The organism is Bradyrhizobium sp. MI1.3, from assembly GCF_055811695.1.
On record NZ_JBVVPQ010000010.1, the window covers coordinates 36422 to 52141 of the forward strand.

Sequence of the window (15720 nt, forward strand, 5' to 3'; positions counted from 1 at the left end):
TGGAGCCGATGGCGACCTACTTCTGCTGTTGCGGCAGGAAGCTCGGGCCGACCGAACGGATCGGCTTGTTCTCGGACGAGGTCGTAGCGGTGCCGGTTTCCGCCGGCGGCGTTGCTGCCGGCGCGCCAGCCGTCGTCGTCGCCGGCGCTGCGCCCTTCTTGGCATTCGCGGGCGTGCCCTTGTTCAGCTGCCGCTGCTGCATCTTCTTGGCGCTCTCCTCGGTGACGATGATGTCACCCTGCTGCTCGGCCGACGCCTTGTCGTCGGCGGATTTGAGCGCGTCCGCCCAGGTCTGGCCCGCGGCCTTGCAGGAGCAGGACGGGTTGAACTCGCTGCGGAATTTGAACGCGGTCGGCAGCGCCGTGTAGGGCTGGCCGCTGGTGGAGACCGCGGAGTTCATGTCCTCGCCGGGATTGCGATGGGTGTAGAGCACGGCTTCGGCGGCAGGGCACAGCGCCTTGCAGGTCTTCTCGTCGTCGGGGAAGCGCGCCGGCACGGTCGCAAACGAGACCGGGAAATACGCGCCGTCGCAGGTGCGCACGCACACGGTGCGATAGGTGCCTGATTGCGGGCCGAGATCGGACGGCGGCACACTTTGCGGATTGTTGGGGTTGTTGCCGCCGAACAGATTGCTCAGGAAGTTGCCGCCGCCTTGCGACTGCGCGGCGTTGGCATATTGCGGGCCGCAATTGTTCTGCGCCAGTGCTGCCAGCACCGAGCGGCGCTGGTTGTCGCGCTCGGGGCTGAAGCCGCCGGCGCCGCCGCGCAGGCGTTCGAGATTGCCGGTGATCTGGTCCAGATTGGCGCGCATCTGCTGGATCTGGGTGTTGACCGGACCGCATTGCGCGGACTGGCCGCTGAACAGCGAGAAGAAGCCGGAGGAATCGCAACCCATGCGCTTGGCCTGCATGGTGACGCGGTCGAGCTCGGCCTGCTGCTTGCTCTGCGATTCCTGATAGCGGCGGATCTGGTCTTCGCGCGCGGGATCACCGCCGTTGCCACGATCGAGACCGGCGAGCTGGCCTTCCAGGCGCGCGCACATCGGGTTGGGTCCGAGCCCGTTCTGGCCGGGCTGAGGCGGCGGTCCCGGCGGGCCGGCCTGTGCGGAGGCACCATTGGCGAGCACGACCGTGCTCAAGAGCACGGCGCAGGCAAGGATCGAGCGAGCACGGGAGAGAGACAAAAATTCAGGCATATCCGCCATTCTAGCGAGGTCACGGCCACGCGTGATGTGGGGGGCCGAAGCGCGCCCTCCCATAGCCGCTTCCTGCGGCATCGTCACGTCGTTTCAGAGGCCAGCGATTGGGCCTAAGGTACGCCAGTTCCGAGCGAATTCAGCGCTGGCAGGTGATTGCGACATATTCATCGCAATGGCCATGGGAGCAGTTTGCGCCGGATTTGGGGACAGAGCCGGTAATTTCGTCGGGATCGACCCGGCGATAGGCCGAAGCCTGGGCAAAATCGCGTGACTGGCAGTAGGTGCGGGCGACCTGCGCGCCGCATTTGTCGCTTTTAGCCAGGCACTGATCGACGCCGTAGCCATCCGCTTGGTTGGGGATGATGAAGACGCGGGTCTCGGCGAGAGCGCTGGAAACGACAAGGATGGAGGCGCAGGAAATGAGCGCGAGCAATGATCGCATGAAAACACCGGAGGGCAAAAAATAGGAACTGCCAGTTCCAGAATGGGCTCAAATGGTTAAGGATATGAACCATCTATGCGCGGCGGCTGCGCATTGCGGAGATAAAGCGGCATTTTCGCGGCTCTCTTGACGCGGGGCCGCCTCATAGCCCATATGTTCCGTCATGAACGGTCTCCTCGTCATTTGCGCCATTTGCCGCGAGATTACGAGCTAGCGATTCGCTGGCTGGAGCCGTCTTTTCTCAAAACCATTGAGAGCACTGGACGCCCGGCCAACAGCCGACGGGTATCCTTATGGAATTGCGCCTTTACGATACGCTGAGCCGGGAAAAGCGCACCTTCGTGCCGCTCGATGCCAAGGACGTCCGCATGTATGTCTGCGGACCGACCGTCTATGACTTCGCCCATATCGGCAACGCCCGGCCGGTGATCGTGTTCGACGTGCTGTTCCGGCTGCTGCGCCATCTCTACGGTGAGGCGCACGTCAAATATGTCCGCAACATCACCGACGTCGACGACAAGATCAACGACCGCGCGGCGCGGGATTTCCCCGGCCTGCCGCTGAACGAGGCGATCCGGAAAGTCACGGAGCAGACCGGCAAACAGTTTCACGCCGACGTCGACGCGCTCGGCGCGCTGCGGCCGAGCGTCGAGCCGCGCGCGACCGAGCATATCGGCGAGATGCGCGAGATCATCGAGCGGCTGGTTGCCGGCGGCTTTGCCTATGTTGCCGAGGATCACGTGCTGTTCTCGCCGCAGGCGATGAACGCGGCGAATGCCGGGCTGCCGCGCTATGGCGCGCTGTCCAACCGTTCGCTGGACGAGATGGTCGCCGGCGCCCGCGTCGATGTCGCGCCTTACAAGAAGGGCAACACCGACTTCGTGCTGTGGAAGCCGTCCAAGCCCGGCGAGCCGTCATGGCCGTCACCGGCCGGCGTCGCCGCGCAGGGGCGGCCGGGCTGGCACGTCGAGTGCTCGGCCATGGCCTGGAAGCATCTCGGCGAGCACTTCGACATCCATGGCGGCGGCATCGATCTCGTGTTTCCGCATCACGAGAACGAGGTCGCGCAGACCTGCTGCGCCTTCCACCGCGAGCGCATGGCTAACTACTGGATGCACAACGGCTTCCTGCAGGTCGAGAGTGAGAAGATGTCGAAGTCGCTCGGCAACTTCGTCACGATTCACGAGCTGCTCGCGGACTGGCCGGGTGAGGTGCTACGCCTCAACATGCTGAAGACGCACTACCGCTCGCCGATCGACTGGACGACGAAGTCGCTGGAGGAGAGCGCCAGGACGCTCGACGACTGGTATCGGGTTGCGGCTGACGTCGTACCCGGCAAGCCCGCCCCGTCGGTGATCGAGCCGCTGCTCGACGACCTCAACACGCCGCTGGCCATCGCGGCGCTGCATGGCCTGCGCGGCAGCGACGTTGGTGCCCTCGCGGGTTCGTTGCGGCTGCTCGGCTTTCTCTCCGAGAGCGCCGCACAGTGGGAAGGGCGCAAGCAGCAGGCGAGCGGCGTCGATGCCAAGGAAGTCGAGCGGCTGATCTCGGAGCGGACGGCGGCGCGTGCGCGCAAAGACTTTGCGGAATCCGATCGTATCCGCGATCTGCTTGCCGCGATGGGCGTTGCGATCAAGGACTCCAAGGAAGGGACGACGTGGGAGGTCGCACGATGAAGCGGCCCGACACGCCTTTCCCGCGGCACTGGTTCTATTACATCGCGCTGAAAATCCTGCTGCTCGGCGCCGCCGTGGCGCTGGCGCTGAAACTCTATGGGATGTGGTAAAGACGATGGCACAAGCACTCCCAAAGCCCGGCTTGCGGCCCTTCCTGCCGGAGGACGTGCCGGTTCTCGCCGCGATCTTCACGGCCAGCATCGAAGAGCTGACCGGCGACGATTATAGCGAAGCGCAGCAGCAGGCCTGGATGGCGTCGGTGGAGGACGAAGAGTTCGGCAAGGGGCTCGCCTCCGACCTGACGCTGATCGCAACGCTGGAGGGATCACCGGTGGGCTTTGCGTCGCTGCGGGGCAAGGACCATATCCGCATGCTCTATGTGCATCCGGCCGTGGCCGGGCAGGGCCTGGCGACGATGCTCGTCGATGCGCTGGAAAAGCTTGCGGGCGGCCGCGGCGCCGACAAGCTGACGGTCGACGCCAGCGATAACGCGCAGGGCTTTTTCGCCAAGCGCGGCTATGTCGCCATGCAGCGCAACAGCATCACCGTCAACGACGAGTGGCTGGCCAACACCACTATGCAAAAGACGCTCGGCAGTGGCCCCGCGTCGGGAGCGCTGCAATGAGCAAGGAGCGTCTCTATCTGTTCGACACCACGCTGCGTGACGGTGCGCAGACCAATGGGGTCGATTTCACATTGACCGACAAGCAAATCATTGCCCAGATGCTCGATGAACTCGGCATCGACTATGTCGAGGGCGGCTATCCCGGCGCCAATCCGACCGACACCGAGTTCTTCGGCACCAAGCCGAAGTTTTCGCATGCGCGCTTCACAGCGTTCGGCATGACACGTCGGGCGGGGCGCTCGGTCTCCAACGATCCCGGTGTGGCCGGGCTGCTGGAAGCCAAAGCCGACGTGATCTGCTTCGTGGCGAAGTCGTCGGCCTATCAGGTGCGCGTTGCGCTGGAGACGACGAAGGAGGAGAACCTCGCGTCGATCCGCGACAGCGTTGCGGCGGCGAAGGCCGCCGGCCGCGAGGTGATGCTCGACTGCGAGCATTTCTTCGACGGTTACAAGGAGGATTCCGGTTTCGCGCTCGCCTGCGCGAAAGCTGCCTATGACGCCGGCGCGCGCTGGGTGGTGCTGTGCGACACCAACGGCGGCACCATGCCCAACGAGATCGAAGCGATCGTTGCCGAGGTGACGAAGCACATCCCCGGCGATCATCTCGGCATTCACGCCCATAACGACACCGAGCAGGCGGTGGCGAATTCGCTCGCCGCGGTGCGCGCCGGCGCGCGGCAGATCCAGGGCACGCTGAACGGCCTCGGCGAGCGCTGCGGCAACGCCAATCTCTGCTCGCTGATCCCCACCTTGAAGCTGAAGGCCGAGTTTGCCGACGCCTTCGAGATCGGCGTGACAGCGGAGAAGCTCGCGACCCTGGTCAAAGTGTCGCGCACGCTTGACGACATGCTCAACCGCGTGCCGAACCGGCATGCAGCCTATGTCGGCGAGAGCGCGTTCGTCACCAAGACCGGCATCCATGCCTCCGCCGTGCTGAAGGATCCGCAGACCTACGAACACGTCCTGCCGGAACTGGTCGGCAATCACCGCAAGGTGCTGGTGTCCGACCAGGCCGGACGCTCCAATGTCATCGCCGAGCTCGACCGCGCCGGCATCGCCTACGAGAAGAGCGATCCGAAACTGTCGCGGCTGGTCGAGGAGTTGAAGGAGCGGGAGGCGCAAGGCTACGCCTATGAATCCGCCAACGCCTCGTTCGAGCTGTTGGCGCGGCGCACGCTCGGCAAGGTGCCGCATTATTTCGAGGTCGAGCAGTTCGACGTCAATGTCGAGCAGCGTTACAATTCGCATGGCGAGCGCGTCACCGTGGCGCTGGCGGTGGTCAAGGTCAACGTCGCCGGCGAGCATCTGATCTCGGCGGCCGAAGGCAACGGTCCCGTCAACGCGCTCGACGTCGCGCTGCGCAAGGATCTCGGCAAGTACCAGAAATATATCGAAGGCCTGACGCTGATCGACTATCGCGTGCGTATCCTCAACGGCGGCACCGGCGCGGTCACGCGCGTCCTGATCGAGAGCGAGGACGAGAACGGCGACAGCTGGACCACGGTCGGCGTGTCCCCCAACATTATCGACGCCTCGTTCCAGGCGCTGATGGATTCGGTGATCTACAAGCTGGTGAAGTCGGGCGCGCCAGCGTAGGGGATAGTGACCGTGAGCCATGGCGGCGCCACAAACGCCGTCATTGCGAGGAGCGAAGCGACGAAGCAATCCAGACTGCGTCCGCGGGGCCAGTCTGGATTGCTTCGCTTCGCTCGCAATGACGAGGAGAGAGGGGAGCGCGACCCATGATTGATCACATCTCTGTCGGCGTCAGCGATCTCGAACGTTCGGCGACATTTTACGAAGCAACGCTCGGGGCCCTTGGGCTCACGCGCATCGTCACGCGGCCGCGGACGATCGGCTTTGGCAAGGCCTATCCCGAATTCTGGATCAATCTGCGCGAGGGCATGCCGCACGTGCCGCCGGAGAGCGGCGTGCATATCTGCCTGCGGGCCAAGACGACCGCCGAGGTCGATGCATTTCACGCCGCGGCGCTGTCCGCCGGCGTGTCCGACGGCTCGCCGGGTATCCGCCCGCACGATCGCGTGCGTTATTACGCAGCCTTCGTCCTCGACCCCGATGGTAACCGGATCGAGGCGGTGACGTTTCCTGCGGACTAGAGCTTGCGCGCCATTTCCGGGGCGATCTGCTTTTCCGCATCTTCGATCTGCGCTGCCGCCGATTTCAGCTTCGGCAAAATCTCTTCGATCCGATCGGCCTTGAGGATGTCGACCGAAAGCCCGGCGCGGATGAATTCCGTCTGGCGCATGTGCGACAGCAGCGAGAACAGCGGCTCCCAGAAATTATCGATGTTGGCCAGCAGCACCGGCTTGGCGTGACGTCCGAGCTGCTTCCAGGTCAATTGCTCGACCAGTTCCTCCAGCGTGCCGACGCCGCCCGGCAGCGCCACGAAGGCGTCGGAGCGTTCGAACATCAGCCGCTTGCGCTCGTGCATATCGGGGGTGACGATCATCTCCTGCACGCGCGTCAGCGCGTTTTCGCGCATCCTCAGGAAATCGGGGATGATGCCGGTGACAGTGCCGCCGTGATCGAGCACGGAGGTCGCGACCGAGCCCATCAGGCCGAGCGAGCCGCCGCCGTAGACGAGGCGGATGTTGTTCTCGGCGAGCGCCTTGCCGAACGCCTTGGCGCCTTCGGTGAAACGGGGATTGGTTCCTGGGCCGGAGCCGCAATAGACACAGACGGTTTTGATCGTGCTCATTGGTGCCATGATGCATTGCAGCGGAGAGGCGTCAAGCCCAATCGGTGATTCGGGACTTCCGGAAATCTACCGGTAAACGACGGCGAACAATCGAAGATTCGCCATCTGGCGGGGTGCATGGGCATCGGTAAGGCTCTATATGACAATCGAAAATCCTTAATAGCAACGCAGCCCGCATCCCACGGGCTTTTTCAGGCTTCTTGATGGACCAAGCTCAATTGCCCGCCGGCCCCAACGTTCCTGATCCCGCCGGGGGGCCGCTGGAGCGGGCCACGCTGATGGGCACGCTGGCGCATCTGTGGCCCTATATCTGGCCGGGCGACCGCTTCGACCTGAAGATGCGCGTGGTCTGGTCGATGGTGCTGCTGCTCGCCGCCAAGCTGATCACGCTGACGGTTCCTTTCAGCTTCAAATGGGCGACCGACGCGCTGACCGGCGCCAACACCGCGCCGGTTCAGGCCGACAATTGGCACCTCTGGGTGATCGCCTCGCCGCTGCTGCTGACCGCCAGCTATGGCGTGATGCGCATCGTGATGGCGGTGCTCACGCAATGGCGCGACGGTATTTTCGCGCGCGTTGCCATGCATGCGGTGCGCAAGCTCGCCACCATCACCTTCATCCACATGCACGAGCTGTCGCTGCGCTTCCACCTGGAGCGCAAGACCGGCGGCTTGACGCGCGTGCTCGAGCGCGGCCGCGAGGGCATCGAGGTCATCGTGCGCATGGTGATCCTGCAGCTGATCCCGACCATCGTCGAAGTCTCGCTGCTGATGGCCGTGCTGCTGTGGCAGTTCGATTGGCGCTACGTGCTCGCGACCCTCGTCACTGTCGCGGTCTACATGTACTACACCTACATCGCGACCGAGTGGCGGATCGGCATCCGCCGCAAGATGAACGATGCCGACACCGAGGCGAACACCAAGGCGATCGACTCGCTGCTCAACTACGAGACCGTCAAATATTTCAGCGCCGAGACCCGTGAGGCGCAGCGCTACGACCGATCGGTCGCGCGTTACGAGGAGTCGAGCGTCCAGGCTTACACTTCGCTTGCCGTGCTCAACACCGGACAAGCCGTGATCTTCACGCTGGGGCTGACCGCGACCATGCTGATGTGCGCGATCGGCGTGCGCAACGGCACCAACACGGTCGGCGATTTCGTGCTGGTCAACGCCATGATGATCCAGCTCTACCAGCCCTTGAATTTCATGGGCATGGTCTATCGCGAGATCAAGCAGGCGATCATCGACATCGAGAAGATGTTCAACGTGCTTGGACGCGAGGCCGAGATCAAGGACGCGCCGGGCGCGAAGCCGCTGGTGGTCTCCGCGGGCAATGTGCGTTTCGAGGACGTGCGCTTTGCCTATGAGCCGTCCCGTCCGATCCTCAAGGGCATCAGCTTCGAGGTGCCGGCCGGCAAGACGGTCGCGATCGTCGGCCCGTCAGGTGCGGGCAAGTCGACCATCTCGCGGCTTTTGTTTCGCCTCTATGACATTTCCGGCGGCAAGATCCTGATCGACGGCCAGGACATTCGCGAAGTCACGCAGGCGAGCTTGCGCGCGTCCATCGGCATGGTGCCGCAGGACACCGTGCTGTTCAACGACACCATCCGCTACAACATCCGCTACGGCCGTTGGGACGCCAGCGATGCCGAGGTCGAGCAGGCAGCGCAGCTGGCGCAGATCGATCGTTTCATCCGCATGGCGCCGAAAGGCTACGAGACCCAGGTCGGCGAGCGCGGCCTGAAACTGTCAGGTGGTGAAAAACAGCGGGTCGCGATCGCGCGCACCGTGTTGAAGGCGCCGCCGATCCTGGTGCTGGACGAGGCGACCTCCGCACTGGACACCCACACCGAGCACGAGATCCAGGGCGCACTCGAGCGCGTGGCCAAGAACCGCACCTCGCTGGTGATCGCCCATCGGCTCTCGACCATCGTCGGCGCCGACGAGATCATCGTGCTGGACCAGGGCCGCATCGCCGAGCGCGGCACCCACGCGAAACTGCTCGCGGAGGAGGGGCTTTACGCCAGCATGTGGAACAGGCAGCGCGAGGCCGAGGCGGCGCGCGAGAAACTGGCCAGGATGGCCGACCCTGACGAGGCGCCCAACCGGGAGCCACCGCCGGTCGCCGATGTCCTGACGACGCCTGCGGCGGCGGAGTGACCTTGTCTCAGGTCCCAACTCTGGCCTAAACAACACCACCGCGCGGGACGACCTGCGCCATCAACCCTGAGCGGCAGATAGCGATGTCCATTCTCGATTCGATCCAGCGTCAGATCCCGCCGATCCACAAGGAGGGTTATCCCTTCATCGGCGGCTTTGCGCTGGCAAGCCTCGTCCTGTTCTGGCTGTGGTCGCCTTTGGGGTGGATCGGCACCATCCTGACCGTGTGGTGCGCGCTGTTCTTCCGCGACCCCGTGCGTGTGACTCCTGTGCGCGAGGGGCTCGTGGTGTCGCCGGCCGACGGCCGCGTCTCGATGATCACCATGGCGCTGCCGCCGGCCGAGCTCGGGCTCGGCGACCGGCCACTGCCGCGCATCTCGGTGTTCATGAGCGTGTTCAACTGCCATGTGAACCGCAGCCCGATCACGGGCCGGGTGGACCGTATCGCCTACCGTCCCGGCCTGTTCATCAATGCCGAGCTGGACAAGGCGAGCGAGGACAATGAGCGCAACTCGCTGGCGATCACGACGCCGACGGCGCGGATCGGCGTGGTCCAGATCGCAGGGCTCGTCGCCAAGCGCATCGTCTGCTTCGTCAAAGAGGGGCAGGCAATCGGCGCCGGTGAGCGCTTCGGTCTGATCCGCTTCGGCTCGCGGCTCGACGTCTATCTGCCGCTGGGTACCAGGGCGCTGGTCTCGGAAGGCCAGACCGCGATCGCCGGCGAGACGATTCTGGCCGATCTCGCCGGAGACGACCCGAGCCGCGCCTACCGCTCCAATTAACCAATAAGTCGGCCCGAAGGGTCTTCCGCCGCAATGGCGGAGGGGAACGCGGCTTGCTATATCTCGCCCCAAGGTGAGGACGAGCCATGACGCCCTACGACTTCAAAGATCCTGATGTGCGCCGCCGGCGGTTCCGCCCGATCCCGGTGCGCATGCTGGTGCCCAACGTCATCACGCTGCTGGCGATCTGCGCCGGCCTGACCTCGATCCGGCTCTCGATCGAGGGGCGGATGTCGCTCGCGGTCTACGCCATCGTGTTTGCGGCGGCACTCGACGGCATCGACGGCCGCATCGCGCGCATGATCAAGGGGCAGTCCAAGTTCGGCGCCGAGCTCGACAGCCTCGCCGACTTCGTCAATTTCGGCGTGGCGCCCGGCCTGATGCTGTATTTCTGGCAGCTGCACGAACTCGGCAATGCCGGCTGGATCGCCGCCATGGTGTTCGCGATCTCCGGTGGCCTCCGCCTGGCGCGCTTCAATGCCACCATGGACGATCCCAACAAGCCGGCCTTTGCCGCCAATTTCTTCACCGGCGTGCCGGCGCCGGCGGGCGCGATCACGGTGCTGCTGCCGATCTATGTCGCGTTCCTCGATCTCGGCCGGCTGCCTGCGGCGGTGACGGCTGCCTATACGCTGCTGATCGCCTTCCTGATGGTGTCGCGCCTGCCGGTGTTCTCCGGCAAGACCAAGCGCATGCGCGTGCCGCCCGAACTGGTGCTGCCTGCGTTCGTCGCGGTGATCGTCTTCATCGCGATCCTGATCGCCTATCCCTGGCATGTGTTGTCGATCGGCACCGTGCTGTATCTGCTCGCTTTGCCGCTCGGCTACAAATCCTATCGCGACCAGGCACGCGCGATGGAAGCCACGGCGCCGGCGGGAGGCGAGGTCTCGTCGCCGCCCTCGGCACCGACCCTGACGAACCTGTCGGAGCCGCCGCGGGAGAATGACCGGCCCGACCGGCTGCACTAAACGGCAAGGCCCTGAGCGGCAAAACCCTGAGCAGCAAGACTTGGATATCTGCCATGAGGCGCCCTGAGTTGGGTTGAGGCCCGATCTCGGCTATATCGCCCGATGACGGCGGCACCGCGCCAACAGCGGCCGCCAATCTGGGAGAGAACGCCGTGACGAATATCGCGACCGGGCCGCTGCCCGCTTCCGTCCTCGAAGCGCTGGGCCGCTATGACACGCCGACGATCTGCAATGCCATGGAGATCGTGGCGCCCGAGCGCCGGCTGATCGGCTACACCACCAAGCCGCTGGTCTGCCCATTTCCCGATCTGCCGCCGATCGTCGGCTATGCCCGCACGGTCGCGATCCGCTCGGTGCTGAAAAACTCGCTACCGGCGGAAGAGCAGTCCAAGCGCCGCATCGACTATTACGAATATGTCGGTACCGGCCACGGTCCGCGCATCTCGGTGATCCAGGATATCGACGGTCCCGACGTCGGCTACGGCGCGTTCTGGGGCGAGGTGCAGAGCAACGTGCACAAGGCGCTCGGCTGCCTCGGCGTCATCACCGACGGTTCGATCCGCGACATCCCGCAATGGGCGCCGGGCTTCCAGGCACTGGCCGGCTCGATCGGCCCGTCGCATGCATGGGTGCATGCCGAGAGCTTTGGCGGCGAGGTGCGCGTTGCCGGCATGACCGTGAAGTCGGACGATCTGATCCACGCCGATCTGCACGGCGCCATCGTGATCCCGCACGACATCGCAGCAAAGTTGCCCGAGGCAGCCGAGCTCTGCGGCCGCCGCGAGACGCCGATCCTCGAGATCGCCCGCAGCCCCGACTTCTCGTTGGAGAAGTTGAAAGCTGCGCTGAAGCGTTCGGCGGAGATTCACTAACGGCGGGACCGGAACGATCTACGGTTGCGACGCCGCTCGCAGGCTGCCCTGTTCCGTCAGGAACAAGGCGGCCCGATCCGGCTCGCCGAGCATCGCGGCAGCGCAGCCGAGGACTTCGCGCGTCCCGCCTTGGGTGACGGTGCGGGGCCGCCGTATGGTTAGCAAAATGTTGAAATCCGTGTCGGCAGTCGGCAAAAGCCGGCGTCTTTCAGCGCGCTGCGGCCGCCAGGCGCGCCGGCTCAACTTAACCTTTACGCGTCTTTAATCGCGGCTCACTAGGGTTTCCGATGCGGTTCGGGGTTGGGCCGCGCCATCGGCCAGGACGGCCGTTGTTGCGTTCGCGTTGGAGTCTCCCATGGACATCATGACGAGCATCGGGCTCGTGGCGGGCATTGTCGTCATCGCGACGATGATGCTGCTGGGCGGCGATCTCCACATGTTCATTTCCGAGCATGCGATGATCATCATCTTCGGCGGCTCGACGGCTGCGACCATGATCCGCTTTCCGCTCTCGACGCTGATCCACGGCCTGCCGCTCGGCGCCAAGTTTGCCTTCACGATGAGCCGTCTGTCAGCGCATGATCTGGTCGACGAACTCGCCCGCATCGCCGAGATCGCCCGCAAGCAGGGGCCGGTGGGTTTGGAAAAGGTCGAGACCGACGAGCCGTTCCTCGCCAAGGGCATCCGCTACGTCGCCGACGGCTACGACCTCGATTTCATTCGCGACAATCTCGAGCGCGACCGCGACAATTTCCTGATGCATCTGGACGAAGGCAGCAAGATCTACCGCGCCATCGGCGACTGCGCGCCTGCCTTCGGCATGGTCGGCACGCTGATCGGCATGGTGCAGATGTTCGCCAACATGACCGACCCGTCAAAGCTCGGCCCGTTCATGGCGACCGCGCTGCTCGCCACTCTCTACGGCGCGCTGGTCGCCAACCTATTCTGTATCCCGATCGCCGACAAGCTGCATGGCAAGCTCCTGGACGAAGAGACCAACCGCACGCTGATCATCGACGGCATCCTGATGATCCGCGACTCCAAGAGCCCGACGCTGGTCCGCGAAATGCTGTTGGCCTATCTGCCCGAGAAGCACCGCCACGCCGAAGGCGAGCCGGTGCCGGCCTGAGGCCGCGCGTCGGGATTTGAGACATGGCCAAGAAGAAGCGCGGCGATTCACACGGAGGCGGTCACGGCTGGTTCGTGACCTTCGCCGATCTGATGGGCCTGATGATGAGCTTCTTCGTGATGCTCGTCGCGTTCTCGACCCAGGATGCCAACAAGCTGAAGGTCGTCGCAGGCTCCATGCGCGACGCCTTTGGTGTCCAGACCGAAGCGCGCTATTCCGGCATTGTCGAATCCGACGGCCTGCCGACCCGCCCACGGCTGAAGAACGTCGATCACATTCAGCCTGAGGATTCCTCCAACACGCCGACGCCGGACCAGGAGGATCGCGACCGCACGTCGGGCGCCAAGATCAAGGTGGACCGGAATTTTGCACTGGCGGCCGCCTCGCTGCGCCAGGCGCTGCAGGACATGCCGGAACTGACAGAAATGTCCAAGCACATCATGTTCGAGGAGACCAAGCAGGGCCTCAATCTCGAGATCGTGGACCAGGACGGCCGCTCGATGTTCGCCGACGGCTCCAAGGTGCCCTATGACCGCACCCGTCGCCTGATCGAAAAGCTTGCTGTTCCGCTCAAGGCGACGCCGCTGCGCGTCTCCATCGCCGGCCATACCGCGGCTGGATTCGTGCCGACCCGCAGCGACTACGGCGCCTTCGACCTGTCGGCCGATCGCGCCAATGCCGTGCGTCAGATTCTCGAACGCGAGGGCTTGCCGGCCGCCCATGTCTTCGCCGTCGCCGGCAAGGCGGACACCCAGCCGCTGTTTCCGGACGATCCCTCGCTCGCGGCCAACCGGCGGGTGACCATCACCCTGATGCGCGAAGATCCGCCGCTGCCGCCGAATCTGAAGCCGTAGGGCGCATTCGAGCGAAGGGGGCCCTGTTTCGCGCGAAGAAAGCGCGACAAAACAAGGATGTAGAGCCAATTCCCGTTCAATCGGGAACGGGAAGGCTCTGGGCTCTTGCGCCACCATCTTACCTGAGGCATGTCGTCGCGTGGGCGACGACCGTTGCTGCGCCGTCACAGCATCCGTCCCGGCGCCTGCTATGGTGATGTGCTGATTGACAGGGGCGCCGGAACCGTCAAAAGGCGCCGGATCAATTCTCGGGCAGAAGCGTTCCAGTTTCATATGACGGCGAGCATCACATCGACCGAAGCTCCGGACGGGCCGGTCACCTCTGGTTTCTGGGGCCTGACGCTCGGGAGTATCGGCGTTGTCTTCGGCGACATCGGCACGTCGCCGCTCTACGCATTCCACGAGGCCGTCAGGGGTGCCGCCCATGGCCAGCCGGTCTCGCGGGTTATGGTGCTCGGCGTGCTCTCGCTGATCCTCTGGGCGCTGCTGATCGTCGTCACCGCCAAATACGTGCTGCTGCTGCTGCGCGCCGACAACAACGGGGAGGGCGGCACGCTTTCCCTCATGGCGCTCGGCCAGCGCGCGCTCGGGCGGCGGAGCTGGTTCCTGATGGCGCTCGGCGTGGTCGGCGCCTCCATGTTCATCGGCGATTCCATGATCACGCCGGCGATCTCGGTGTTGTCGGCGGTCGAGGGTCTGAAGCTCGCCACGCCCGCCTTCGAGCACTATGTGGTTCCTCTGACCGTGCTCATCCTGGCGCTGCTGTTCGCGGTCCAAAGCAAGGGGACGGCGCTGGTGGCCTCGGCCTTCGGGCCGGTGATGGTCGTCTGGTTCACCGTTCTTGCCGTGTTGGGCGTCGTTCACATCGCCGACGATCCGTCGGTGCTGGCAGCGATCAATCCCTATTACGCGCTGCAATTCCTGCTATCGCACGGCACGATCGGCCTGGTGACATTGGGCGCGGTGTTCCTCGCGGTGACCGGCGGTGAGGCGCTCTACGCAGATCTGGGCCATTTCGGCCGCAAGCCGATCCAGTCGGCCTGGATGTTTTTCGTGCTGCCCTCGCTCCTGATCAACTATTTCGGGCAGGGCGCGCTGGTGCTGTCCGATCCCAGCGCGATCGAGCACTCTTTCTATCGTATGGTGCCCGAGCACTTCGTGCTGCCGCTGGTCGGGCTTGCGACCGCGGCGACCGTGATCGCGAGCCAAGCGGTGATCACAGGGGCCTATTCGCTGGTCTATCAGGCTGTGCAGCTCGGCCTCCTGCCGCGCTTCGAGGTGCGCTTCACCTCGGAAACTCATGCCGGCCAGATCTATCTGCCGCGTGTCAACCGGTTGCTCCTGATAGGTGTGATGCTGCTGGTGCTGTTGTTCCACACCCCCAGCAATCTGGCTTCGGCCTACGGCATTGCGGTCTCCACCACCATGGTTGCCGACGGCATCATGGGCTTCATCGTGATCTGGAAATTGTGGAACTGGCGCGCCGCGACGGCCGCAGCGGTGATCCTGCCCTTCGTCGTGGTCGACATAAGTTTCTTCAGCGCGAATCTTCTGAAGCTGCTTGAAGGCGCCTGGGTGCCGCTGCTGTTCGGCGCGATCATGGCCGGGACAATCTGGACCTGGCGGCGAGGGTCCGCGATCCTGATCCAGAAAACGCGCCGCATCGAGGTGCCGCTGGACGATTTGATCCGGAGCCTGGAGAAGCGGCCGCCGCACATCGTCAAGGGCACCGCGGTGTTCCTGACGAGCGATCCCTCCTTCGTGCCGACCGCGCTGCTGCACAATCTCAAGCACAACAAGGTGCTGCACGAGCATAACGTGGTCCTGACCATCGAGACCGCGCATACGCCGCGGGTCGATCTGTCGGAGCGTTTCCGGATGGAGAAGATCAGCGACAAGTTCTTCAAGGTCCGCCTGCGCTTCGGCTACATGGAGCAGCCGAACGTGCCCAAGGCGCTCGCGATCGCGCGCAAGCAGGGCTGGCAGTTCGACATCATGTCGACCTCGTTCTTCGTGTCGCGGCGCTCGCTGAAGGCGTCGGCGCAATCCGGCATGCCGCTTTGGCAGGACCATTTGTTCATCGCGCTGAGCCGGTCCGCCAACGACGCCACCGACTATTTCCAGATTCCCACGGGCCGGGTGGTTGAAGTCGGAACCCAGGTCACCATCTAAGCGGCGACTGGCAGAGACATGCCAAATTGCATACCTAAGCCCCAAAATCGGGCTAGGCTATGCCGGTAGCGCAGGCCTATAAGCCCCGCGCTCCCCGCCGTTGTGCAGTGAAGCATTTTTAGAGG

14 protein-coding genes are annotated in these 15720 nt (G+C 64.3%); 11 read left to right on the forward strand and 3 right to left on the reverse strand.

The window, feature by feature from the left end; all coding sequences use genetic code 11:
- Positions 1-16: 16 nt before the first annotated feature.
- Entirely contained in the window at positions 17-1204 is a 1188-nt protein-coding gene (locus tag AC0L3A_RS09570; protein ID WP_035992901.1) for a DUF2865 domain-containing protein, read from the reverse strand.
- 130 nt (positions 1205-1334) lie between these two features.
- Positions 1335-1640, reverse strand: a complete 306-nt coding sequence (locus AC0L3A_RS09575) for a hypothetical protein (RefSeq protein ID WP_007592521.1) — start codon at positions 1638-1640, stop codon at positions 1335-1337.
- A 293-nt stretch (positions 1641-1933) separates the two neighbouring features.
- Here AC0L3A_RS09575 and cysS point away from each other — a divergent pair, with 293 nt between their 5' ends.
- The 4 genes from cysS (at position 1934) to AC0L3A_RS09595 (ending at position 6057) form a co-directional block, all read left to right on the forward strand.
- Complete coding sequence (gene cysS / locus AC0L3A_RS09580) at positions 1934-3316, forward strand: cysteine--tRNA ligase (protein ID WP_473254241.1); 1383 nt, start codon at positions 1934-1936, stop codon at positions 3314-3316.
- A gap of 115 nt (positions 3317-3431) precedes the next feature.
- Complete coding sequence (locus AC0L3A_RS09585; protein ID WP_007592515.1) at positions 3432-3941, forward strand: GNAT family N-acetyltransferase; 510 nt, start codon at positions 3432-3434, stop codon at positions 3939-3941.
- Positions 3938-5536 (forward strand): citramalate synthase, encoded by a 1599-nt coding sequence (gene cimA, locus AC0L3A_RS09590; protein WP_007592513.1) that lies wholly within the window; start codon positions 3938-3940, stop codon positions 5534-5536. The genes AC0L3A_RS09585 and cimA overlap by 4 nt, the downstream gene beginning before the upstream one ends.
- A 146-nt stretch (positions 5537-5682) precedes the next feature.
- Complete coding sequence (locus AC0L3A_RS09595) at positions 5683-6057, forward strand: VOC family protein (RefSeq protein ID WP_007592511.1); 375 nt, start codon at positions 5683-5685, stop codon at positions 6055-6057.
- Here AC0L3A_RS09595 and AC0L3A_RS09600 read toward each other — a convergent pair.
- Complete coding sequence (locus AC0L3A_RS09600; protein WP_007592508.1) at positions 6054-6659, reverse strand: LOG family protein; 606 nt, start codon at positions 6657-6659, stop codon at positions 6054-6056. The two genes, AC0L3A_RS09595 and AC0L3A_RS09600, sit on opposite strands and share 4 nt — an antisense overlap.
- 203 nt (positions 6660-6862) lie before the next feature.
- On the opposite strand from AC0L3A_RS09600, the gene AC0L3A_RS09605 reads away from it, so the two are divergent.
- From AC0L3A_RS09605 to AC0L3A_RS09635, 7 genes are all read left to right on the forward strand, one after another.
- Positions 6863-8818, forward strand: a complete 1956-nt coding sequence (locus tag AC0L3A_RS09605) for an ABCB family ABC transporter ATP-binding protein/permease (protein WP_473254242.1) — start codon at positions 6863-6865, stop codon at positions 8816-8818.
- Positions 8819-8895: 77 nt separating this feature from the next.
- Positions 8896-9600, forward strand: a complete 705-nt coding sequence (locus tag AC0L3A_RS09610; RefSeq protein WP_256375820.1) for a phosphatidylserine decarboxylase — start codon at positions 8896-8898, stop codon at positions 9598-9600.
- An 86-nt stretch (positions 9601-9686) separates the two neighbouring features.
- The gene (locus AC0L3A_RS09615) at positions 9687-10568 is read left to right on the forward strand and encodes a CDP-alcohol phosphatidyltransferase family protein (RefSeq protein ID WP_473254243.1); all 882 of its coding nucleotides are present in this window, start codon (positions 9687-9689) and stop codon (positions 10566-10568) included.
- 152 nt (positions 10569-10720) lie between these two features.
- Positions 10721-11440, forward strand: coding sequence for an RraA family protein (locus AC0L3A_RS09620; RefSeq protein ID WP_007592501.1), 720 nt, complete (start codon positions 10721-10723; stop codon positions 11438-11440).
- Positions 11441-11795: 355 nt separating this feature from the next.
- A complete protein-coding gene (locus AC0L3A_RS09625) occupies positions 11796-12569 on the forward strand; it encodes a motility protein A (protein WP_007592499.1) in 774 nt (257 codons plus the stop codon).
- Positions 12570-12592: 23 nt separating this feature from the next.
- Entirely contained in the window at positions 12593-13423 is an 831-nt protein-coding gene (locus tag AC0L3A_RS09630; protein WP_007592497.1) for an OmpA/MotB family protein, read from the forward strand.
- A gap of 273 nt (positions 13424-13696) precedes the next feature.
- Positions 13697-15595: a potassium transporter Kup gene (locus AC0L3A_RS09635; RefSeq protein WP_007592495.1), complete on the forward strand. Its 1899-nt coding sequence runs from the start codon at positions 13697-13699 to the stop codon at positions 15593-15595.
- Positions 15596-15720 lie beyond the last annotated feature (125 nt).

What these genes read in the sequence shown, in the direction of transcription:
- AC0L3A_RS09570 (WP_035992901.1), bottom strand. Translation starts at nt 1,204, where the DNA reads ATGGCGGATATGCCTGAATTTTTGTCTCTCTCCCGTGCTCGCTCGATC.
- AC0L3A_RS09575 (WP_007592521.1), bottom strand. Translation starts at nt 1,640, where the DNA reads ATGCGATCATTGCTCGCGCTCATTTCCTGCGCCTCCATCCTTGTCGTT.
- cysS (WP_473254241.1), top strand. Translation starts at nt 1,934, where the DNA reads ATGGAATTGCGCCTTTACGATACGCTGAGCCGGGAAAAGCGCACCTTC.
- AC0L3A_RS09585 (WP_007592515.1), top strand. Translation starts at nt 3,432, where the DNA reads ATGGCACAAGCACTCCCAAAGCCCGGCTTGCGGCCCTTCCTGCCGGAG.
- cimA (WP_007592513.1), top strand. Translation starts at nt 3,938, where the DNA reads ATGAGCAAGGAGCGTCTCTATCTGTTCGACACCACGCTGCGTGACGGT.
- AC0L3A_RS09595 (WP_007592511.1), top strand. Translation starts at nt 5,683, where the DNA reads ATGATTGATCACATCTCTGTCGGCGTCAGCGATCTCGAACGTTCGGCG.
- AC0L3A_RS09600 (WP_007592508.1), bottom strand. Translation starts at nt 6,659, where the DNA reads ATGAGCACGATCAAAACCGTCTGTGTCTATTGCGGCTCCGGCCCAGGA.
- AC0L3A_RS09605 (WP_473254242.1), top strand. Translation starts at nt 6,863, where the DNA reads ATGGACCAAGCTCAATTGCCCGCCGGCCCCAACGTTCCTGATCCCGCC.
- AC0L3A_RS09615 (WP_473254243.1), top strand. Translation starts at nt 9,687, where the DNA reads ATGACGCCCTACGACTTCAAAGATCCTGATGTGCGCCGCCGGCGGTTC.
- AC0L3A_RS09625 (WP_007592499.1), top strand. Translation starts at nt 11,796, where the DNA reads ATGGACATCATGACGAGCATCGGGCTCGTGGCGGGCATTGTCGTCATC.
- AC0L3A_RS09630 (WP_007592497.1), top strand. Translation starts at nt 12,593, where the DNA reads ATGGCCAAGAAGAAGCGCGGCGATTCACACGGAGGCGGTCACGGCTGG.
- AC0L3A_RS09635 (WP_007592495.1), top strand. Translation starts at nt 13,697, where the DNA reads ATGACGGCGAGCATCACATCGACCGAAGCTCCGGACGGGCCGGTCACC.